Raw genomic sequence first — 20,905 nt, forward strand, 5'->3', positions numbered from 1 at the left:
CGGCGGTGCGCTGGAACACCGGCCAACGCGGTCTTAGAAGTCGAACACCTTGCCGGTGAACGCCCGCATCACGCACGGGTTCGAGAACACCTGCTGGAAGTCGACCTTCTTGGTGCGCCACTTGCCGCGCAACGTCGCCTTGGTCGGGTTCAGCTCCATCGTGCACATCGCGCCGGTCTCTTCCATTCTGCGGAAGTCACCTTCGACGGGCAGGAGCTGGTCGCACGCCGATTCGGCGTTGCGGTGCAGTCCGCCTGCGGGTTCGCAGTTCAGCTGCGTGGTGCTGAGTGTGCCCATCTCCGGCTGCACCGACAGCACCAGGCCGGATGCGGGGAGGAGAGGCGCTGTCAGGGGTGCCGCTTGTGCCGTCGCGGGGACGAGCGGTGCGGCGAGCGCGAGACAGGCAAACAGAAGTCGGGTCCTTGCCATGCCAACACTCTGGCGCGGCAAGGACCCGGAATTCCATTCAACCGAGCGGTAACACCAGATCGTGTAAACCGCCGAAAGTGCGTGCAACTAGACGCCGGTCAGTTCCGTCCCGGCGAGAGCCGCGGCCACCTGCTTACCCACCGCAGCCATGCCCTTGGCGTTCGGGTGAACCGGGAACGCGAGGCTCGTCGGGATGATGCCCTCGACCCACTTGTCCCACGGTGCCGCACACGTATCGCGACCGGTGCTGATGTCGTAGGGGTTCACGAAAGTGGCACCGGCGGCTTTCGCCTGTGCGCCCAGCATTCCGTTGAGCTGCTGCTGGACGTTGTCGAGGTACGGCACGTCGCCGCTGGAGATCGGCACGATCGGCCAGCAGCCACCCGACGGCGGCAGGATCCGCAGGTAGCCGACGACCACGATCCTGGCCTTCGGGCTGCGCTGCTTGATGCCCGCGAGCACGGCGGCCACCTTGGCGGAGGTGGCGTCGACGCGCTGGCCGAGCGAGTCGCCGTAGGTCGCCTTGCAGGGAGCGCCGTGCGGGTCGGTCAGGCTCTTGCCGGCGCAGGTCAGGATGATGTCGGAGAAGCCGATGTCGTTGCCGCCGATGGACACCGTGACGAGGTCCGTGTCGGCCTTGAGGGCGGAGAACTGCGGCACGGACTGGCCGGGGATGCCGCTTTGGACACCCGCCATGTCCTTGGTCTGCGCGCCACCGCAGGAGATGTCGGTGAAGTTGGCGATGCCGAGCTTCTTCGCGAGCACGGACGGATAGTTCTGAGTGGACTTGAAGCAGCTCAGCGGGTCGAGCCGCTGCAGGGGGATGAACGGCCCGGAGACGAACGAATCTCCGAGCGAGACGTAGTTCCGGTACTTCGGGGCGGCGCTGGCGTGCGGGGCCAGCAATGCCGCGATCAGGGCTGTGAGCAGGGAGACAACAGTCACTCGGCGCGTCATTGCTACCTCGTTACTGAAGAGTAGGAACGTAGGACGAAGGGTGACCGGACCATTGCGCAGTGTCAATCCCTCGACCAGGCTGGAACGATGACGGGGGTACGCAAAGTAGCTGTGGCATCAGCGGTCGGTAACACGATCGAGCTGTACGACTTCCTGCTCTACGGCACGGCCTCGGCGCTCGTGTTCGACAAGATCTTCTTCCCGCAGTTCGACTCGCGCGTCGGTGTGCTGCTCGCGTTCGCCACGTTCGGCGCGGGTTTCTTCGCCCGGCCGCTCGGCGGCGCGGTGATCGGGCACCTCGGCGACCGGATCGGCCGCCGTTCGATGCTCGTGATCACCCTTTCGGTCACCGGCGTGTCGACGGCGTTGATCGGACTGCTGCCGACCTACGCCCAGGTCGGCATCTTCGCGCCGCTGTTGCTGGTTCTGCTGAGGCTCGTCCAGGGGTTCTTCATGGGCGGCGAGCAGGGCGGCGCGTCGTTGATGGCCGTCGAGCACGCGCCGCCGGGGAGGTGGGGCTGGTACGGCAGCTGGGTGTTCATCGGGTCGCCGGTCGGGCTCGTGCTCGCGAACCTGGCGATGTACCTGTCCTCGAAGGCCTCCGGGCCGGATTTCCTGAGCTGGGGCTGGAGGTTGCCGTTCCTGTTCTCGATCGTGCTGGTCGGGATCGGCCTCTACATCCGGCTGCGCGTGTCGGAGTCGCCGCAGTTCGCGCGCGTCGAGAAGTCGCGGCTGCCGATCGCCGAGGTGCTGCGCGACCGGTGGCGCGTGGTGTTGCTGGGCGCCGGGGTGAACCTCGGCTTCACGATCTTCATCTACGTGCTGAGCGTGTTCATGATCGGGTACGGGCGGACGGCGTTGAAGATCTCCGCGGACGATCTGCTGATCGCCACCGTGGTGGGGTCCGTCGCGCAGGTTGTCGCTGTGCCCGCGTTCGCGCTGTTGTCCGACCGTGTCGGGCGGTTGCCGGTGATGTTCGGTGGCGCGATCTTCCAGGCCGCGTTCGCGTTTCCGTTGTTCTGGCTGACGGACTCCGGTTGGTTCACGTTCGCGATGGTGCTCGGGTTCGTCGGGTCGGCGGCGTTGTTCGGGCCGTCGGCCGCCTACTTCGCCGAGCTGTTCCGGACTCGGGTGCGGTACAGCGGGGTGGCGTTGAGCTTCCAGCTCGGTGCCGTGCTGGGTGGCGGGCTGGCGCCGTTGGTGGCGCAGTCGTTGCTGCGCACCGGGACCTGGGCGATCGCGGTGTACCTGATCTGTGGCGCGGTGTTGTCCGGCGTTTGTCTGTTGGTGATCGGGTCAGCGCACGAGGCGGAGCCGGCGGGTGGCGAGTCCGACGCTCAGCCGTTGGCCCCAGCCCAGTCGTAGCGCGTCGCTCTCGATGCCGTCGCCGAACGCCACCAGGCCGTCCGACTCGACCTCGATGTCGAGTGGTGCGTCGGTGATCTCGCCTTCGGTGTGGGTGATGCCGGTGCTGGGCGAGGGCCAGGCCTCCCTGACGAACCAGACGAGCTTGCGCTCGGTCGGAGTGGGGAGGGTGAGTTGGCTCTTTCGTTCGCGGTGGGCCGAGCTGCACCAGCCCGTTGCTCCGGTGCCGCTGCCGATCAGGATGCCCGACGAGGCCTGGCGTTCGGTGTGGACGCGGTAGCGGCTGGTCTGGTGGCTCGGGTGGCCGACGTAGATCTCGTTGAGCGCGTGGAGGGTCTGGCCGTCGTCCGACTTGGCCTCGACCATCGTGCGGTCTTCGGTGTTGGTGGTGTTGTGCAGGAGTTCCGCGGCGTCGTGCGGGGCGTGCGTTGCCAGCACGCCCCGTTCCGGGTTGATGCCGATCACGGGCTGGCCGTCGAGGTACTTGGCGACGTTCGCGACCAGTCCGTCCTGGCCGACGATGACGACTACGTCCTCGGGCGCGAACAGGAACCGCGACAGGTCTTCCCGCTCGACGACGCCGCGGCGCCAGTCGAGCGGGATGGCGGCGCTGACGTCTCCCAACGCCCTGCGGGCCTGCTGGTCACGATCCACCACCTCGTCCAGGGTTCTGTTGCGGGACTTGAGGAAGAACTCGACCTGCCCTCTCGTCCCGTGTCGTGCCAGCAACTCTGTCAGCTCGGTGCGCCTGTGCACCAGCACAATTCGCGGGGCGAGGCTCATCGGGCCAGTCTCTGAAGGATCGGCTGGAGCATGTCCGGGGTGAGGGTGATGCTGCCGATCTCCGGGAGGTTGCCGGCCAGTTCCTTCGCCGCCAGGGCGTAGAGGGTCTCCTGTGGGATCTCCTTGTAGGCGTCGAGCCTGGCCTTCTCGCCCGCGGCCTCGGCTTCTGCCAGTTTGCGGATGCCGTCCGCCTTGGCGTCGTCGGCCACTCGGCTGGCCCTGGCGTGGTCCTCTGCCTTCTTCAGGGCGTTCGCGCCTCGTTGGACCACCAGGAGTTCTTCTCGCTTCGCCAGTTCGATCTGGTTCTGCAGTTCGTTCTCGCTGATCGAGCGTTCGCGTTCCACCGCCATGGCCCGGCGTTCGTAGGTGGCCTTGTCGGCGTCCTGCTGGACCTTCTCCCGGACGGTGGTCTGGAGGGCCTTCTCCATGTCCGCGTCCGGGCGGATCGCGACCACGCGGATGTCGATGATCTCCAGGCCGATGTGGTCCGCCGTCAGGTTCTCGCTGATCTCCTGCTTGACGCGGGCCACACCGGTTCTGATGGCGGTGTCCAGGGTCAGGGTGCCCAGGATCTTCAGAGCGTGTTGCTGGGTGCTCTCGGTGAGGGTGTTCGCGATCTGGCTCAGCGGGTCCTGGCGCCAGACTCCCGTGTCCGGGTCGATCGAGAAGTCGATCCTGGTGGTGGCGGTCTCCGGGCTGGTGCAGCGGTAGGTGACGGTCAGTTGGACTGTCACGTCCTGGTAGTCGTTCGTTCTGGCGTGGAAGAGCATGGGGAGTTCTCGGTCGTCCACCGGGACCTCGCTGAGGACTGCGGTTCTTGGGCGGAACCAGAAGCTCAGGCCTGTGCCCTCGTGGACGACCTCGCCCTTCCTGACGTGTCTGATGTGGATGGTGGGGGCTCCCCTGAGGTGGCGGAGGCCGGGGTATCTGCTGATGTCAGCCATCTGGGGGCTCCTTGCCGTGCTTGTCGTCTGTTTGACGATAAGCCTATACTTCGGGGTGTGTACACGCCAAGTGATTTCCCTCCCTTTGCTGTCACGGTCGATCTGGTGGTGTTGACCGTGCGGGGGGATGCGTTGTGCGCCCTGCTGGTTCGGCGTGGGGAGGCGCCGTATCGGGGGCGGTGGGCGTTGCCCGGGGGGTTTGTTCAGGTTGCCGAGTCCGTGGAGGCGGCCGCCGTGCGGGAGCTCTCGGAGGAGACTGGGGTGTCCGGGCTGCATCTTGAGCAGTTGGGGACCTATGGGGAGCCTCGGCGGGATCCTCGGATGCGGGTTGTGTCCGTGGCCTATCTGGCGTTGGCGCCTGACTTGCCTGTGCCTGTTGCCGGGACTGATGCCGCTGCTGCGTCCTGGGTTCCGGTCGGGGAGGCTTCGGGGTTGGCCTTCGACCATGACCGGATCTTGGGGGACGGGGTGGAGAGGGCCCGGGCCAAGTTGGAGTACACGGCGCTGGGGACTGCGTTTTGCTCGGCTGAGTTCACCGTGGCTGAGTTGAGGAGGGTTTACGAGATTGTTTGGGGGGTCTCGTTGGATCCTCGGAACTTTCATCGGAAGGTGACTGGGGTGGAGGGGTTGTTGGTCGCCACCGGGGAGAGCACTTCTCGGGATGGGGGGCGGCCGGCTGCCTTGTTTCGGCGGGGGGTGGCTGAGGTGTTGCATCCGCCGTTGGTGCGTGCGCCGGGTCCGTAGGTCGTCCCCCGGTTGCGTTGGCGGGTGCCTGTTTCGTGTTCGTAGGTGGTTGGGTTGCGGGCGGGGACCTTCCGGTTGCGAGAGTTGCCTGGGGCTCCGCCCCAGACCCCGCCAATCTGATCAAAAGCCGGGGCCCACGCCGTGCGCGGGTTGATGGCACGCCTGTTGCGTTGGGCGGAGGCGCGTTGAGTAGGTGGGCGCGTTGGTGGGGTGGCTTCGTCACGAGTCGAGCCAAGAGCGGGCCACAGCTAGGAAGGGATGTCAAACGGACGAAAAGCGTGTCCGTTTGACATCCCTTCCTAGCTGCAGCAAGAGCTGTGGCACGACTCGTGACGAAGCCACCCCACCCTTAGCGCGCGGTAAGGACGGCTCGCCTTCGGCTTCGCGGGTGGGTGGGTGCTAGAGGCGGACTGCGTCCCCCGTGGTGGCGGAGTGCTTTGCGGCCTCGATTACCTCTAGGCCTGCTACCGCGTCCTGTGGTGAGACTGGGGGCTTGCCTGCGGCTACTGCGGCGTAGAAGTCCTGGTAGGCGCCAGGCTCGGTTTGGTAGGGCTCGCCGGCGAGCTTGCCCCAGGCTGTCTCTGGTTCTTCGCCCCAACCTGGGCCTGCGGGGGTGTCGCCTGCCTTCAGGCGGTCTTCCTGGGGGTCCATGCCGTACTTCACGTAGGCGGCGTCGTGGCCCAGTACGCGGAAGCGTGGGCCGAGGTCTGCGGCTAGCGCGCTCATCCAGAGGTGGGAGCGGACGCCGCCCTCATGAGCCAAAGAGAGGAAGACGTCGTCGTCGGCCTTGGCGCCTGGGCGGACGGTTTTGATTTCCGCGTAGACCGTCGTCGGGCGGCCGAAGAGGGCCACCGACTGGTCTACGAGGTGGGTGCCCAGGTCGAAGAGGATGCTGCCGAGGTCCGCCGGGTCGCCTGATTCCTTCCAGGAGGACTTGATCTCTGGGCGGTAGCGCTCGAAGCGGGACTCGAACTTGTGGACCGCTCCCAGGGCGTTCTCCGAGAGGAGTTTCTGGACTGTCAGGAAGTCGCCGTCCCAGCGGCGGTTGTGGAACGGGGAGAGCATCAGGCCCTTGGAGTAGGCGATCGAGGCCAGGGCTCTTGCTTCTGCTGCTGAGCCTGCGAAGGGCTTGTCGACCACCACGTTGAGGCCGTGTTCCAGGACCTGGCGGGCGTGGGTCGCGTGGAAGCGGTTCGGGGTGGTGATGACCACCAGGTCGAAGTTGCCCGACCAGACTTCGTCCAGAGAGGACAGCAGGCGGGCTGACGGGTAGCGGGCCGCTACCTCTGCTTGGCGCTTCGGGTTGGCGGTGACGACGGCGGAGAGTTCCAGGCCTTCCGTTGCCTCGATGAACGGGGCGTGGAAGGCCGCCCCACCTAGTCCGTAGCCGACCAGAGCTGTGCGCATGACGATCAGCCTAAGCGTTCCCAGCAGATGGACGGGGTGTCGCGAGCCTGGACGGACCCCTACCGTCGGTCACCATGACCGTGCTGCTCGTGAGCCGACGCCACGTTGACTACGTGCGCGTCACCAGCATGGCCTGTCGCAGCTCCCGTTGATCTGAGCCCCCTCTTCAACGAACGTTCTGGAGCACAGCCATGTCCTGGTCCTTTGAGACGACGCAGATCCACGCGGGCGCCGCGCCCGATCCGGCCACTGGCGCTCGTGCCACGCCGATCTACCAGACCACCTCTTACGTGTTCAGGGACACGCAGCACGGTGCGGATCTCTTCGCGCTCGCTGAGCCCGGGCACATCTACACGCGCATCAACAACCCCACTCAGGACGTGCTGGAGCAGCGGGTCGCCGCTCTCGAAGGGGGCGTGGCGGCTGTCGCCTTCGCGTCCGGGTCGGCTGCGGAGACGGCTGCGATCCTGAACCTCGCGCGGTCCGGGGACCATCTGGTCTCCAGTGCGTCGTTGTACGGCGGCACGTACAACCTGTTCCACTACACGTTGCCGAAGCTCGGCATCGAAGTGTCGTTCGTGGACGACCCGGACGATCTCGACGCCTGGCAGGCGGCGGTGCGGCCGAACACCAAGTTGTTCTTCGCCGAGTCGCTGGCCAACCCGCGCAGTCACGTCCTCGACATCGAGGGCGTTGCGGGCGTGGCGCACGCCAATCAGGTTCCGCTGATCGTCGACAACACGGTGCCGACGCCGTACCTGCTCAAGCCGTTGGATCACGGCGCTGACATCGTGATCCACTCCGCGACCAAGTACCTCGGTGGTCATGGCACGGCCATCGCCGGTGTGGTCGTGGACGGCGGGAAGTTCGAGTACGGCGCGGAGAAGTTCCCCGACTTCCACGAGCCCGACCCCAGCTACAACGGGCTGCAGTACTGGCCGGTGCTCGGGCACGGGGCGTTCGCGGCCAAGTTGCGGGTGCAGGGGCTGCGGGACACGGGAGCGGCCATCGCGCCGTTGACGAGCTTCCTGGTGATTCAGGGGATCGAGACGTTGTCGCTGCGCATCGAGCGGCACGTGCAGAACGCGCAAGCGCTCGCCGAGTGGCTGGAGGCGCGGGACGAGGTCGAGAAGGTCCACTACGCGGGCCTTGCGTCGTCGCCGTTCCACGCTGCCGCGCAGAAGTACCTGCCGAAGGGTGCGGGCGCGGTCGTGAGCTTCGAGTTGAGGGGCGGGGTGCAGGCCGGGCGGGCGTTCGTCGACGGGACGAGCCTGTTCAGTCAGCTGGTCAACATCGGTGATGTGCGGTCGTTGATCGTGCACCCGGCGTCGACCACGCACAGCCAGCTCACGCCTGAGGAGCAGCTCGTCACGGGTGTCTCACCCGGGCTGGTGCGGTTGTCGGTCGGGCTGGAGGGGCTGGAGGACCTCAAGGCGGACCTGGAGGCGGGCTTCACCGCGGCGAAGTCCGAGTTGTAGTGAGCGGCTGGCGCTTCGGTGACCCGAACGGCCGGCGGAAGTGGTTCAGCCACGCCGAGCCGTTCGCGGGACTGCCGGGCTTCCAGCTCGCGTACGAGACGTGGGGGACCTTGAACGCCGAGGCCTCCAACGCGGTGCTCGTGCTTCACGCCCTCACCGGTGACAGTCATGTCGCCGGGGGCGTGGAGCCGGGTCACCCCACGCCGGGCTGGTGGGATTCCCTGGTGGGGAAGGGAAAGCCGCTCGACGCGTTCTTCGTCGTCGCGCCGAACGTGCTGGGAGGCTGCCAGGGCAGTACCGGGCCCTGGCAGTACCCCGGATTCCCCGGCATCACCATTCGCGACCAGGTCGCGGCCGAGGTGCACCTCGCGGACTACCTCGGCATCGGGCAGTGGGCCGCGGTGCTCGGCGGGTCGATGGGTGGCATGCGGGCAGTTGAGTGGGCGGTCAGTGCCCCTGAACGGGTGAACTCCTTGCTGTTGCTGGCCACGACGGCGCAGGCTTCAGCCGAGCAGATCGCACTGGCCTCCGCTCAACTGCACGCGATCAAAGCCGATCCCCTGGAGGGACTGGGGGTCGCGCGGCGGATCGCGCACATCAGCTATCGCAGTGAGCAGGAGCTCCAGGCCCGGTTCGGGCGGGAGAAGCAGGAGGACGGGCGGTTCGAGGTCGAGTCCTATTTGGACCACCACGCGGCGAAGCTCACCAGGAGGTTCGACCCGGCCAGCTACGTGACGCTGACGGATGCGATGAACTCGCACGACGTCGGGCGTGGACGAGGTGGGGTCAGGGCGGCGCTGGCGAGGATCAGCGCGCGCACGATCGTCGCCGGGGTGGACTCGGATCGGCTGTATCCGTTGGCGCAGCAGCGAGAGCTGGCGGCGGGCATTCCGGGGTCCGACGGGCTGCGGGTGATCAGCTCGCCGTACGGGCACGACGCGTTCCTGATCGAGAGCGAGCAGGTCGGCGCGCTCGTCACGGAACTGGTGCCCGTGCGTTCAGGTACTCGTTGAGCTTCGCGGAGGCGGCGAGCATCGCCAGGCCCTGCGCGGTGAGGCGGCGGCGCCAGTCGGCCAGGGCGGCACCCAACGTGTCGGTGCCGCCCGCCGTGCGGATCTGGTCGACCACCAAGGCGATGCGCGCCAACGGGTAGCCGCCGCGCCGCAGCAGGTGTGCCAGTTCGGCGTCGCGGACGTCCTCGGCCTGGAACACGCGATAGCCGGTGGATTCACGTGACGGGACGAGGATTCCGGCCTCCTCCCACGCGCGCAGCGTCGCCGGGGTCACGTCGAGGCGCCGGGCCAGCTCGCCGATCGTGCGGGGTTCCAGGACCGGTTCGAAGTCGGTCAGGTCCTGCACCGCCCTGCTGACCGAGTCGAGGGTCTGGCGGTCGCGCAGCAGTTGTTCGTGGCCGCGGTCGATCCACAGAAGCACGTCGTCCAGCGAGCCTGTGTGAAGCGCGTTCATGATTTGCCCTGCGCGAGCGTGCCCGAAGGCCGGGATCAGGGCGATGAACGTGCGCAGCGCGGCGGCGTGGACCTCGGTGTAGACGCGGTAGCCGGACGGCGTGCGCTCGGCGGGCGGGAGGAAGCCGGACTCCTCGTAGTTGCGCACCGCCTGGGTCGAGAGGCCGTGTTCGCGGGCGAGGTCAGCTGGACGCACGGTTGAGACTTTAGCGGCGAATGCCGAGAAGATTTGAGTGAAAGTCTCAACTGAGCTTTCAATGTTACGGTTGAGCCACATGAGCCAGGACATTCGCGAGTTCATCAGCCCCTTCACCGAGCTCCTGGGGTTCGGCGAGCCGACACACCTCGAACACGCCCACACCTGGATCCGCAACGAGCTGTTCGAGCAGCTCGCGGGCCTGGGCTTCCGCTCGATCGCCCTGGAGACCTGCCGGATCAGGGGCCTGAGCGTCAACGACTTCGTGCACGGCGGGCCCGGTGACCTCGACACGATCATGAAGGAAGGCTTCTCCCACACGTTCGGGGAGAACTGGCCGGCCAACCGCGAACTCGTGCAGTGGATGCGCGAGTACAACGCGGACAAGGAACCCGAGGAGCGGCTGTCGTTCCACGGCTTCGACTTCCAGACGGAGACGACCAGCGCGCCCAGCCCGCGTCCCTACCTCGAACACGCCCGTGACTACCTGGGCGAGGACGTCGACCTCACGATCGACGACGAGAAGTGGAGCCGCGACGAGGCCGTCCTGGACCTGACCCGGTCGCCAGGACAGTCCGAAGAAGCGATCAGGCTGCGCGAGATCGGCACCGGGATGCTCATGCGGCTGCACGAGCGGAGGTCCACCGACGAGGCCTGGGCGCGCGCGGAGACACATCTGACGGCCGGGCTGAACCTGCTCCAGTACCACCGGGAGTGCGCGGAGCCGAACCCGTTGGGCGTGCGCCTCAACCGTCTGTGCCAGATGCGCGACGGCGTGATGGCGCGGAACCTGCTGGAGATCCGGCGCGCCGAGGCCTCCCGAGGCCCGACGTTCGTGTTCGCGCACAACGCCCACCTGCAGCGCACCAACTCCTCGATGGAGATGGCCGGCGAACGCATCGAGTGGTTCTCCGCAGGAGCGCTCGTGGCACCGATCCTCGGTGACCAGTACACCGTCATCGGCGGCACCCTCGGCCGCAACGACTCGTTCGGACTGGGCGAACCGGACAAAGCCACTCTGGAAGGCCAGTTGCAGAGCCGGTTCACGACCTGGGGGATCACGAAGGACAAGCCGGAGGGACCGTCCCGCACCGACACGAGGCTGGAGATGGGCTACTTCCCGCTCGACCAGCACCTCATGGACGGCGTGGACGCTCTGTTGCACGTCAAGGCTGGTCGTCCAGTGACGCGGTGATCCACGGCGCGACGGGCAGTTCGCGCGTCTCGCACTCGATCGCCAGCTTCAGGGTCCACCGCAGGGCTTGTAAGACCACGGTCGCGAGCTCCTGCGGTTGACCGTTGGCCAGGGCGATCTCGATCTGCTCCGCGGCCGCGTCCTGGTCGCCGTGCACCTCCGCCAGCAGGGCGCGGATCGCGGTGCGCACGGGCGGGTCCGCGTCGTCGATCTGGACCTCGTTGCCCTCCTCGTCGAAGACCTGCATCTTCACCGGGGTGGCGCCGCCGGAACCGAGCGCGCTGACCATGCTGCTGGACTCGGCGAACAAAAGAAGAACGAGCTCACGGATCTCCTCGTTGCCTTCGGGTGACCCGCTGAGGTACCCGGTCACGAGGTCCACCGCCACAGCGTCTTCCCCGGCCCTGGCCGCGGCCAGGGCCTCACCGGCGACGGCCGTCAGCCGTGACCAGCGATCTGGATCCTGTGGTGGTCTCACAGGTACTGCCTACCGCGCGGTGTCACGGATTCGCAATGCCCCATCTTGATCAGAGTGCTACCGGGGTATGTCACTCCGCAGGTCAATGTGGGAATCAACGGATCCACCTAGCATCGGGTGGTGTTCCGCACGTTGTACCGAACCGTCTTAGGTCCCGATCGCACCCGCGTGCTCGCCAAGGTGCTCGGGCGGTTGCGCATCCCCGTGCACGCCGCACTGATCATCTACGCTCTCGTGTGGGCGATCGTTGCCAGCGCCGGGTACGTGCGCCAGGCGGACTCGGACGGCTGGTGGGTCGTCATCTTCCTGGTGACGGTCGTGCCGTACGTGCTGCTGATCTGGTCGCCGCTCCACGCCTGGCGGCTGGCGGTGCCGGGCTTCTACCTCGTCAGCCTCCTGTGGGACGGTGAGGGCGCCGCGGCGTTCCAGTACTGGACCGCGGTACCGCTGTTCGTCGTGGTCGCGGCGTTCTACTCGCGCGGGATCGTCATCGCGGCCACGGTGATCACCATGGCGCTGATCATCGCCTCCGAACCGCAGGCCGCGGACATGGCGCTCTTCGTGCCCATAGTCGGTACGGCGGTCTACCTGTTCGGTGCGCGCGGCCGGGCGGAACGCGAGCTCGAGGAAGAGCGCGACGCCAAGGCCGCGCTGGAAGAACGTGCCCGCATCGCACGCGAGATGCACGACGTCGTGGCGCACCACATGTCGATGGTGGTGGTCAGGTGCGAGACCGCGCCCTATCGCCTCAAAGGACTGAACGAGGACGCGGTGAAGGAGTTCGCCGAGGTCGGTGAGGCGGCGCGCGAGGCCATCGTCGACATGCAGCGCCTGCTGGGGGTGCTGCGGACGAACGGTCAGGCGCTGGAACGCGAACCGCAGCCGGGCATCAGCCGCATCCCCGAACTCGTGCGGCCGGGGGACGAGGCCGAGATCGACGTGGACGACGTGCCGGAGGCGGTCGGCCTGACCGCGTACCGGATCGTGCAGGAGGCGCTCACGAACGCGACCAGGCACTCGCCCGGTTCGAAGGCGTCCGTCCACGTGCGCAGGGACGGCGACCGGCTGGACGTGCTGGTGCGCAACACCGCCGGCGGGCCGTCCAGGGGCGGCGGCAGCGGGCAGGGTCTGGTGGGCATGCGGGAACGCGTCGCCGTGCACGGTGGCACGCTGACCGTGAAGTCGACCGAGGACGGCGGGTTCATGGTCCGGGCGAGGATTCCGTTGGGGGACAAGTGATCAGGGTGGTCGTGGTCGACGACCAGGAGATGGTGCGCGAGGGGTTCTCCGCACTTCTCAACGCACAGGACGACATCGAGGTGATCGGTGCGGCGGGCAACGGCGTGCAGGGCGTCGCGTTGGCGCGGACGGTCAAACCGGACGTCGTGCTGATGGACATCCGCATGCCCGAGATGGACGGCCTGACGGCGACGAGGTTGTTGCTGGACGGGTCCCAGGCGCTGAAAGTGCTGGTGCTGACGACGTTCGACCTCGACGACTACGTCTACGAGGCGTTGCAGGCCGGTGCGAGCGGGTTCCTGCTCAAGCACGCGCCGGCTCGTGAGCTGCTCAACGCCGTTCGCGTGGTGGCCGCGGGGGAGGCGCTGCTGGCGCCGTCGATCACCAAGCGGCTGATCGAGGACTTCGTGCGGGCACGGCGCTCCGACCGCGTGCGGCCCGCGCAGCTGGGCGTGCTGACCGAGCGCGAGACCGAGATCCTCGTGCTGATCGCGCAGGGCCTCTCGAACACCGAGATCGCCGCGCATCTGGTGCTGGCCGAGCAGACCGTCAAGACGCACGTGAGCCGCGTGCTCACCAAACTGGGCCTCCGCGACCGCGCCCAGGCCGTCATCGCGGCCTACGAGAGCGGGCTCGTGATACCGGGGTAGCAAGGGAAAAGCGGCACGCCGGCGTGACGATTCGGGGGCCGTTGTCTTCCTAGTTTCGGTTCATGCGCCGAGCCGTCCTGTTCCTCCTGCTGATCGCCCTGCCGTCGGTCGCGCCGTCGATCGCGCAGTGGCGTTCCGACGTCGCCCGCCGGGTCGCGATCGTCGGTGACCTGAGCACCGCACGCGACGTCGTGATCGTCGTGCCGGGGTCCGACGTGGACGTCGACAGGTTCGACCGCACCGTCGGGCGGATGGCGGTCAACCTCCACGAGCAGGCTCACCGCGGCGACCTCGCGGTGATCGCGTGGCTCGGATACCGGACGCCGCAAGGTCTTGGGGTGGACGCGGTGACCGGCTCGTTGGCCCGTCAGGGAGCTGATGCTCTGGTCGACTTCGTGCGGGCGTTGCAGACCAACGCGCGCATCCACGTCTACGGCCACAGCTACGGGTCGGTCGTGGTCGGACTCGCGGCACACGAACTGGACGTGACGGACATCGTGTTCACCGGAAGTCCTGGTGTGCGGGCGAAGTCCGTGGCGGAGCTGGGGACGCGGGCGAAGGTGTGGGCGGTGCGGGCGAGCGGCGACTGGATGCGGTTCGTGCCCAACGCCCGGCTGTTCGACCTCGGGCACGGAACGGATCCGGCCTCGGACGGCTTCGGCGCGACCGTGCTGCGGTTCGAGGGCGGCAAACACGACACCTACTACGAACCGGGCAGCGGGACGCTGGACGCGCTCGTCCGGATCGCTTCGGGGGAGAAGCTGTGAGGAATCCGTTCATCGACGCCGTGCGGGCGCTGGCCGTCGTCGCGGTCGTGCTCGGCCACTGGCTGGTGACTTCGCTGGTGGACACGCCCACCGGCATGTACATCGACAGCCCGTTGAAGCACTTGTCCGCGCTCACCCCGGTTTCCTGGGTGCTGCAGGCGCTCGGCCTGTTCTTCTTCGTGGGCGGCTACGCGGCCGCGCACTCGAAGACGCCGTTCCTAGTCAGGCTGAAACAGCTCGCTGTGCCGACGTCGCTGATGCTCGGCTGCTGGGCCGCTGTCCTCTTCGGACTGACCCTGCGTGGCGTCGACCAGGGCACCGCCTGGAACATCGGGTTCCTCGTCACGACTCCGCTGTGGTTCTTCGGCGTCTACCTCGTTCTGCTGGCGCTGAAACCGTTGGTGCGCAGGCTGGACGAGTACTCGTGGGGCGTGCTCGTCCCGGTCGTGCTGGTGCTGGTGGTGCCGTACGCGGTGTGGTGGGCGGCCTGGCAGCTCGGCTACTCGTTGGCACGCAGGAGGATTCCCGGCCCGCCGCTGCTGGTGCTGGGCGTGATCGGGTACGCGTTGCTGACGACGTTCGGCGGCTATCCGTTGTCGGCGGTGGGAATTCCCGGCGAGGCCGTCTCGAACCTGAACCCGCCGAACTACGCGACGCTCGCGCTGGCGTTCGCACAGATCGGTCTGGTGCTCACGATCGCGCCGCTGCTGACGAGGCTCGGCACGACGAAACCCGTGACGTGGCTGAACAAGCGCGCGTTGGGGATCTTCCTCGCGCACCAGAGTGCGCTGGTCACCGTGACGCTGGCGCTCAGCGCGTGGGGGCCGTTGCCGGGGCTCCAGCAGCCACCAGATCATCCGGGCTGGGTGTGGCAGCGACTGCTGTGGCTGCCGGTGTGCGCGGCCGTGACCTGGGGATGGCTCCGAGCACTGCGAGGCCGATCGCCACGGCGTGCAGCGCCACCACCGGCGGAGCCGGATCCAGTGCCAGCATCGGCGGAACGCACGCCAGCGCGGTGAGCAGCCACGGCAGGCGGGTGTCGCAGCTGCCGGTGCGGGCCGTGTGGATCAGGTACCAGCCGAGCAGCAGGTGGATGAGGTTCTGCAGCGGGTCCACCGGCAGCAGCACCAGCACGCCGTCGCCGAGGAACCCGCTCACCACGAACCCGAGCACGCCGAGCGTCCCGAACGACACGCCCATGGCCGTCGCGAGCCGGGTGCGGTGCGACTCGTGCGGCAGGTGGGTGAGCCGGACCAGGCGCCGTTCGAACCGGTGGAACAGCAGGATGAGCGGCACCAGCCCGAGCAGCAGCCAGCTCGGCGCCTGCGTCAGCCCGAGCAACCCGACCAGCGCGCCGACCCCGGCCAGGTACGCGAGGTACACCGTCATCGGCGCGCGGCGGGCGAAGTCCACGACGTGCCACCACCGGCCGCCGAGCCACGAGGTGACCCGTTCGCGCGCCAGCAGCGCCAGGCACACCTGCGCCACGCCGAGCACCATCATCGAGCGCGGGTAGTCGCTGAAGAACACCAACGCGGGCAACGTGACGGCGCCCAGCGCGGCCAGCGTCCGGCGCGACAGGTTCGTCAGCGTGCCGTCGGCGTAGAAGAAGCCGATCTGCTGCATCAGCAGCGCGCCGACGATCAGGTTCGCGTACCCGCCGGTCTTCCAGTCCGTCGACGTGCGCGCGACCTCGACTCCGAGCGTCACGAGCATCAGCACGAACGGCGCGGTCCGGCGGAAGTGCTGGTGCAGCCACGCGGCGGCCGGCGTCGCGGCCACGGCGAGCAGGTAGACCCCGACGAACCACAGCGGATGCGTGATCAACCGGCTGTACGCGTCGACCTTGACGTCCATCAGGTTCAGCGCCGCGAACAGCACCACCCACAGCAACACGAACGCGAGCACCGGCCGCAGCAGCCACGACGTCCGGCTCGACACCCAGCAGCCGAAGCCGCCCTGGTGCGCCTGCCAGCTGCGCAGGTTCGCGTGACCGCCCGCGAAGAAGAACAACGGCACCGCCTGCAACGCCCACAGCCACGACGTCCCGGAGCCTCTGAGGTGCGCGAGCGTCGCCACGGTTTCGCCGAGCACGAGCAGCGCCAGGCTGAAGAGCCGCAGGAACGTGGCGTACCGGTCCTGCTCGGCGTACTTCAGCACCAGGGGCAGCGAGTTCGCGGTGCCCGAGTCGTCACGGCGACGGCCGTGCAGCCGTGCCAGCAGGAGGAACACCACGACCGCGCTGCCGAACGCCCATCCCACCACGGGTTCGTGGCCGGGCGGCCCCCACCGCTGCCGCCACGAGTTGAACTTCAACCCCAGCGCGTAGGTCTCGGCCACCGCGTGACAGGTCTGCTCGGCGCCGCGCGGGTTCAGCCTGCACTGCGCGTGCAGGTCGATCGTGAGCCTGTCGTCCAGCGCCTTGCGCGCGCCCTGCCCGAGCGGATCGCCCTTGTGGTCGGCATAGCGCAACAGGTCGTAGCCCAGGTCGTGCGCACGGCACCCGGTGCTGAAGTCCCACTCCGTGTCCCCGGCCGGTCCCGAGCACCCGCCGCCCGCGTCGACGACCCTGAGCGTCCCGTCCGGAGCTGTCACGGTCTTGGGATCGCGGCCCATCTCGCGGGCGAAGTCCGATGGCAGGTTGACGTACGGATCGTGCGTCGCGGACGGAGCCACGAACGCGTCGACGGCGTTGGCCGCGGCGATCACGTCAGCGCTCGGCGGAACCCCGTTGTCGCCGGTCGCCGGACGTGAGGCGATCACCCCGCAGACGAACACCGCGAGCGTGATCACCGTGAACCGGAACCAGGCCGGAAGCCGGAGGAGGAGTTTGCGCGCACTCATCGTCGCGCCAGGTTACGGACAGGTCTCGGCTGATCGCCAGTCCGCCAGGTCAGGAACGTACGACGGCGGGCGTGAGCGAGGCGAGCGCCATCCGGGACAGCAGTGAGGCCATCTGGTCGCGGTCGAGGTGAGCACTGTGCGGCGTCGAGTTGATGAGACCGAACACGGCGTGCGCGGCGGCACGGGCGGTCGGCTCGTCGAAATCGGGAACGGTGCGCCGGATCGTCTCGACCCACACCTCGACGTAGCGGCGTTGTAAGGCACGCACGCGCCGGCGGTCCGGATCGGTGAGGTTCGCGAGATTGCGCATCTGCACGGTGATGAGCGCGGGATCGTCGAGCGCGAAGTCGACGTGCCAGCCGATGAGGTCCCACAACGCCTCGTCGGCGTTCGACGCGGCGTCCACTCGCGCCTGGCCGCCGTCCAGCAGCCGTTCGGAGATCGACGTGAGCATCTCGCCGAGCATCGCGTCCTTGCTGCGGAAGTGCCGGTACAGCGCCGGGCCGGAGATGCCCACGGCCGCACCGATGTCGTCGATGCCCACGCCGTGGAAGCCGTGGCGCGCGAAGAGTTCGGCTGCGGCGTTGAGGATCTGGTCCCGACGTGAGGGTTTCTCGACCACGGAAGGAGGTTAGCAGGCGTTTACCTGACGTCGTGTCCCACAATTCGGGTCCGCGCACCCCAGGTCGGTGCCTTTGGGACGGTGCGCGCAACCCGGCCGGCCGACGGGCGTCCTGTGTGGTTGAGACCATTGCTGAACTCTGGGGGAGTTCCATGATCAAAGCATTGCTGTGCGCTGCTGTCACCGGCGTGATCGCCTTGTCCGGCGCCTCCGTCGCGAATGCCGCCGCGGGAGAAGCGGCGCCGATCGACATCCGGATGACGCTGGACCAGACGGTCGACACCCGCCAGAGCGTCGACGCGAACGGAACGCACTGGCAGTCCAGGGGGCCGTTCGACTTCTCGGTGCGGCTCACGGACGTCGGCGAGGCGAACGAACAGGGCGTGACCGTGTTCCTCTCCGTGCCGGACGCGCTCGACGTCCAGTCGTGGGGCGACGGCTGGTCGTGCGAGGACACCGAGGGTGGCGTCGACTGCCACCACGCCGACCTCGTCGTACCGGGTGAAGCGTGGCCGGAGCTGTACTTCCGGGCGCAGCCGACCGAGTACGTCTTCGACACGATCGACGTCTATGCCACCACGGGCGACTACGAGGCGACGCACGAAGGCGTGTCCTACTACCTCAACGCCAGCACCTGATCGGTTCTCGTCGGCTCGATCGAAGCAGGGGTCCCTCCGGGGCCCCTGCTTTTTCGTGCGGCACCATCCTCCGATGGGGGAATTTCCGCAGGTACGAGGCCTGAATGTTGACTGTTGACGAATACTTCACACAGGCCTTACTCGTGAGTAACCATTGACGTGCAATGCATCACAACCCTGCGGCCCCTTCGGGAGTCTTCGATGCGTCCTGCTCACTTCATCGCCTCGGTGGTCACCGCCGCCGCGGCAGTCATCGCGCTCGCCAACCCCGCCAGCGCGGCCCCCGTCAACTACGTCGCGCTGGGCGATTCCTACGCCTCCGGGCTCGGGACCGGCAGTTATGACGGTGCCAGCGGCAGCTGCAAGCGCGGTCCGCTCGCGTATCCGGCACTCTGGGCGGCCGCGACGTTCAAGTCCGTGGCCTGTTCCGGTGCTCGAACAGGTGACGTCCTCACCCAGGCCAACGCCCTGACGACGGCCACAAACCTGGTCACCGTGCAGGTCGGCGGCAACGACGCCGGCTTCACCGACGTCATCACCACGTGCACCTTCGGCTCGGATCAGGACTGCACCAACCGGGTGAACCAGGCCAAGACCTACGCCGCGAACACGCTTCCCGGCCTGCTCACCAACGTCTACAGCACGATCAAGTCGAAGTCCCCGTCGGCACGCGTGGTCGTGCTCGGCTACCCGCGCATCTACAAGGTGCCCGGCACCTGCAACGTCGGCCTGAGCGACACCAAGCGGGCCGCGATCAACTCCGGTTCCGACGCGCTGCACGCCACCATCGGTGCGCGGGCGGCGGCGGCCGGGTTCAGCTACGTCGACGTGCGCGGGGCGTTCACCGGGCACGAGATCTGCTCGTCGAGCTGGTGGCTCAACAGCCTGAGTTGGCCGGTCGAGGAGTCGTACCACCCGAACAGGGCAGGGCATCAGAGCGGCTACCTGCCCGCTCTGCGGTCGGTCATCGGCTAGCGTTTTCCGGAACGTGAGAGTGCCTGAAAGGCGGCTTGACCTGCGTTCGGGTCACTCTCGAGGCGTTCCTGTGGACCGCTAGGTTAGCGGGCGCTAACATGGCTTTGTTAACGCCCGCTAACCTGAGGTCTGGGGAGCATGGACGCACCTGTCCTGCGCAGCGCAGCCGAGCCGTCGGACCGCTACGCCAAGGAGCACACCGCGCTCGTCGACGAGCTGCGCGGCAAGCTCGCCACCGCCGCGCTCGGCGGTCCCGAGAAGGCACGTCAGCGTCACGTCGACCGCGGCAAGCTGCTGCCGCGTGAGCGAGTGGACACGCTGGTCGACCCCGGTTCGCCGTTCCTGGAGCTGTCGCCGCTCGCCGCCAACGGCATGTACGGCGACGACGCTCCGGCCGCGGGCATCATCACCGGCGTCGGGCGGATCTCCGGCCGTGAGTGCGTGATCGTCGCGAACGACGCCACGGTCAAGGGCGGCACCTACTACCCGATCACGGTCAAGAAGCACCTGCGTGCGCAGGAAGTGGCGCTGCAGAACAACCTTCCGTGCGTCTACCTCGTCGACTCCGGCGGTGCGTTCCTGCCCAAGCAGGACGACGTGTTCCCCGACCGCGAGCACTTCGGCCGGATCTTCTACAACCAGGCCACGATGTCGGCGCGCGGGATTCCGCAGATCGCCGCCGTGCTCGGGTCGTGCACCGCCGGTGGCGCGTACGTGCCGGCGATGAGCGACGAAGCGATCATCGTCAGGAACCAGGGCACGATCTTCCTCGGCGGTCCGCCGCTGGTGAAGGCCGCGACCGGTGAAGTGGTCAGCGCCGAGGACCTCGGCGGCGGCGACCTGCACTCGCGGACGTCCGGCGTCACCGACCACCTGGCGGAGAACGACGCCCACGCGCTCAGGATGGTCCGCTCGATCATCTCGACTCTGGGCCCGCGCGCGCAGCGTCCGTGGGACGTCGCGCCGGTCGAGGCTCCCGCCGTCGACTCCGATCTTTACGGTGTGGTGCCAACGGATTCCCGGACGCCCTACGACGTGCGCGAGGTGATCGCGCGGATCGTCGACGGCTCGAAGTTCCAGGAGTTCAAGAAGGAGTACGGGCAGACGCTCGTCACCGGTTTCGCGCGCATCCACGGCCACCCGGTCGGGATCGTCGCCAACAACGGCATCCTGTTCGGCGAGTCGGCCGTGAAGGGCGCGCACTTCATCCAGTTGTGCGACAAGCGGTCCATCCCGCTGGTCTTCCTGCAGAACATCACCGGCTTCATGGTCGGCCGCGAGTACGAGGCGGGCGGCATCGCCAAGCACGGCGCCAAGATGGTGACGGCGGTGGCCTGCGCGCGCGTCCCGAAGTTCACCGTGATCATCGGTGGCAGCTTCGGCGCCGGCAACTACTCGATGTGCGGCCGGGCGTACTCGCCGCGCTTCCTGTGGATGTGGCCCAACGCCCGCATCTCCGTGATGGGCGGCGAGCAGGCGGCCTCCGTGCTGGCGACCGTGCGCCGCGACCAGCTCGGTGACGAGTGGTCCGCGGAGGACGAGGAGGCGTTCAAGGCGCCGATCCGACAGCAGTACGAGGACCAGGGCAACCCGTACTACTCGACCGCGCGGCTCTGGGACGACGGCGTGATCGACCCGCGTGACACCCGCACGGTGCTGGGACTTGCCTTGTCCAGTGCGGCGAACGCCCCCATCGACGATGTTTCCTACGGCGTCTTCCGGATGTGA

Annotated in this window: 20 protein-coding genes and 1 pseudogene; 12 read left to right on the forward strand and 9 right to left on the reverse strand. The window is 67.8% G+C overall.

What is annotated here, in order from left to right; all coding sequences use genetic code 11:
- Positions 1-33 precede the first annotated feature (33 nt).
- Together SK854_RS12805 and SK854_RS12810 are read right to left on the reverse strand one after the other, a co-directional pair.
- The gene (locus SK854_RS12805; RefSeq protein ID WP_319975286.1) at positions 34-429 is read right to left on the reverse strand and encodes an SSI family serine proteinase inhibitor; all 396 of its coding nucleotides are present in this window, start codon (positions 427-429) and stop codon (positions 34-36) included.
- Positions 430-516: 87 nt separating this feature from the next.
- Entirely contained in the window at positions 517-1,386 is an 870-nt protein-coding gene (locus tag SK854_RS12810; protein ID WP_319975287.1) for an SGNH/GDSL hydrolase family protein, read from the reverse strand.
- A 111-nt stretch (positions 1,387-1,497) separates the two neighbouring features.
- Between SK854_RS12810 and SK854_RS12815 the strand changes: the two genes are divergently transcribed.
- On the forward strand, positions 1,498-2,751 hold the full coding sequence (locus tag SK854_RS12815; RefSeq protein ID WP_319975288.1) for an MFS transporter: 1,254 nt from the start codon (positions 1,498-1,500) through the stop codon (positions 2,749-2,751).
- Here SK854_RS12815 and SK854_RS12820 read toward each other — a convergent pair.
- Complete coding sequence (locus tag SK854_RS12820) at positions 2,683-3,534, reverse strand: diacylglycerol kinase catalytic domain-containing protein (RefSeq protein WP_319975289.1); 852 nt, start codon at positions 3,532-3,534, stop codon at positions 2,683-2,685. The two genes, SK854_RS12815 and SK854_RS12820, sit on opposite strands and share 69 nt — an antisense overlap.
- Positions 3,531-4,478 carry an SPFH domain-containing protein gene (locus SK854_RS12825; protein WP_319975290.1) on the reverse strand — a complete coding sequence of 316 codons (948 nt, stop codon included), beginning with the start codon at positions 4,476-4,478 and terminating at the stop codon, positions 3,531-3,533. The genes SK854_RS12820 and SK854_RS12825 overlap by 4 nt, the downstream gene beginning before the upstream one ends.
- Before the next feature lie 57 nt (positions 4,479-4,535).
- Between SK854_RS12825 and SK854_RS12830 the strand changes: the two genes are divergently transcribed.
- Entirely contained in the window at positions 4,536-5,222 is a 687-nt protein-coding gene (locus tag SK854_RS12830; RefSeq protein WP_319975291.1) for an NUDIX hydrolase, read from the forward strand.
- Between the two features lie 399 nt (positions 5,223-5,621).
- Here SK854_RS12830 and SK854_RS12835 read toward each other — a convergent pair whose 3' ends face one another.
- Positions 5,622-6,629, reverse strand: a complete 1,008-nt coding sequence (locus SK854_RS12835) for a Gfo/Idh/MocA family protein (RefSeq protein WP_319975292.1) — start codon at positions 6,627-6,629, stop codon at positions 5,622-5,624.
- A gap of 191 nt (positions 6,630-6,820) precedes the next feature.
- Here SK854_RS12835 and SK854_RS12840 point away from each other — a divergent pair, with 191 nt between their 5' ends.
- Both SK854_RS12840 and metX read left to right on the forward strand, forming a co-directional pair.
- Positions 6,821-8,107 carry a bifunctional o-acetylhomoserine/o-acetylserine sulfhydrylase gene (locus tag SK854_RS12840; RefSeq protein WP_319975293.1) on the forward strand — a complete coding sequence of 429 codons (1,287 nt, stop codon included), beginning with the start codon at positions 6,821-6,823 and terminating at the stop codon, positions 8,105-8,107.
- Positions 8,107-9,120 carry a homoserine O-acetyltransferase MetX gene (gene metX / locus SK854_RS12845; protein ID WP_319975294.1) on the forward strand — a complete coding sequence of 338 codons (1,014 nt, stop codon included), beginning with the start codon at positions 8,107-8,109 and terminating at the stop codon, positions 9,118-9,120. Before SK854_RS12840 ends, metX begins: the two co-directional genes overlap by 1 nt.
- On the opposite strand, the gene SK854_RS12850 is transcribed toward metX, so the two are convergent.
- The gene (locus tag SK854_RS12850; RefSeq protein WP_319975295.1) at positions 9,083-9,769 is read right to left on the reverse strand and encodes a TioE family transcriptional regulator; all 687 of its coding nucleotides are present in this window, start codon (positions 9,767-9,769) and stop codon (positions 9,083-9,085) included. The two genes, metX and SK854_RS12850, sit on opposite strands and share 38 nt — an antisense overlap.
- 79 nt (positions 9,770-9,848) lie before the next feature.
- On the opposite strand from SK854_RS12850, the gene SK854_RS12855 reads away from it, so the two are divergent.
- On the forward strand, positions 9,849-10,964 hold the full coding sequence (locus tag SK854_RS12855) for an erythromycin esterase family protein (protein ID WP_319975296.1): 1,116 nt from the start codon (positions 9,849-9,851) through the stop codon (positions 10,962-10,964).
- On the opposite strand, the gene SK854_RS12860 is transcribed toward SK854_RS12855, so the two are convergent.
- Complete coding sequence (locus tag SK854_RS12860; RefSeq protein WP_319975297.1) at positions 10,936-11,442, reverse strand: hypothetical protein; 507 nt, start codon at positions 11,440-11,442, stop codon at positions 10,936-10,938. The genes SK854_RS12855 and SK854_RS12860 overlap by 29 nt on opposite strands.
- Before the next feature lie 120 nt (positions 11,443-11,562).
- Here SK854_RS12860 and SK854_RS12865 point away from each other — a divergent pair, with 120 nt between their 5' ends.
- The 4 genes from SK854_RS12865 (at position 11,563) to SK854_RS12880 (ending at position 15,117) form a co-directional block, all read left to right on the forward strand.
- Positions 11,563-12,681, forward strand: coding sequence for a sensor histidine kinase (locus SK854_RS12865; protein WP_319975298.1), 1,119 nt, complete (start codon positions 11,563-11,565; stop codon positions 12,679-12,681).
- The gene (locus SK854_RS12870) at positions 12,678-13,331 is read left to right on the forward strand and encodes a response regulator transcription factor (protein WP_319975299.1); all 654 of its coding nucleotides are present in this window, start codon (positions 12,678-12,680) and stop codon (positions 13,329-13,331) included. The genes SK854_RS12865 and SK854_RS12870 overlap by 4 nt, the downstream gene beginning before the upstream one ends.
- A 62-nt stretch (positions 13,332-13,393) precedes the next feature.
- Positions 13,394-14,098 (forward strand): alpha/beta hydrolase, encoded by a 705-nt coding sequence (locus tag SK854_RS12875; protein WP_319975300.1) that lies wholly within the window; start codon positions 13,394-13,396, stop codon positions 14,096-14,098.
- Positions 14,095-15,117: an acyltransferase family protein gene (locus tag SK854_RS12880; RefSeq protein ID WP_319975301.1), complete on the forward strand. Its 1,023-nt coding sequence runs from the start codon at positions 14,095-14,097 to the stop codon at positions 15,115-15,117. Before SK854_RS12875 ends, SK854_RS12880 begins: the two co-directional genes overlap by 4 nt.
- A 1,363-nt stretch (positions 15,118-16,480) precedes the next feature.
- Here SK854_RS12880 and SK854_RS12885 read toward each other — a convergent pair.
- Together SK854_RS12885 and SK854_RS12890 are read right to left on the reverse strand one after the other, a co-directional pair.
- A pseudogene (locus SK854_RS12885) lies at positions 16,481-16,942 on the reverse strand (hypothetical protein); the annotation flags it as partial.
- Positions 16,943-16,991: 49 nt separating this feature from the next.
- A complete protein-coding gene (locus tag SK854_RS12890; protein ID WP_319975302.1) occupies positions 16,992-17,564 on the reverse strand; it encodes an SACE_7040 family transcriptional regulator in 573 nt (190 codons plus the stop codon).
- A gap of 152 nt (positions 17,565-17,716) precedes the next feature.
- Here SK854_RS12890 and SK854_RS12895 point away from each other — a divergent pair, with 152 nt between their 5' ends.
- From SK854_RS12895 to SK854_RS12905, 3 genes are all read left to right on the forward strand, one after another.
- Positions 17,717-18,202, forward strand: a complete 486-nt coding sequence (locus SK854_RS12895) for a hypothetical protein (RefSeq protein ID WP_319975303.1) — start codon at positions 17,717-17,719, stop codon at positions 18,200-18,202.
- A gap of 201 nt (positions 18,203-18,403) precedes the next feature.
- Positions 18,404-19,177, forward strand: a complete 774-nt coding sequence (locus SK854_RS12900; protein ID WP_319975304.1) for an SGNH/GDSL hydrolase family protein — start codon at positions 18,404-18,406, stop codon at positions 19,175-19,177.
- 138 nt (positions 19,178-19,315) lie between these two features.
- The gene (locus tag SK854_RS12905) at positions 19,316-20,905 is read left to right on the forward strand and encodes a carboxyl transferase domain-containing protein (protein ID WP_319975305.1); all 1,590 of its coding nucleotides are present in this window, start codon (positions 19,316-19,318) and stop codon (positions 20,903-20,905) included.

This window comes from Lentzea sokolovensis (assembly GCF_033949975.1).
Taxonomy (GTDB): domain Bacteria; phylum Actinomycetota; class Actinomycetes; order Mycobacteriales; family Pseudonocardiaceae; genus Lentzea; species Lentzea sokolovensis.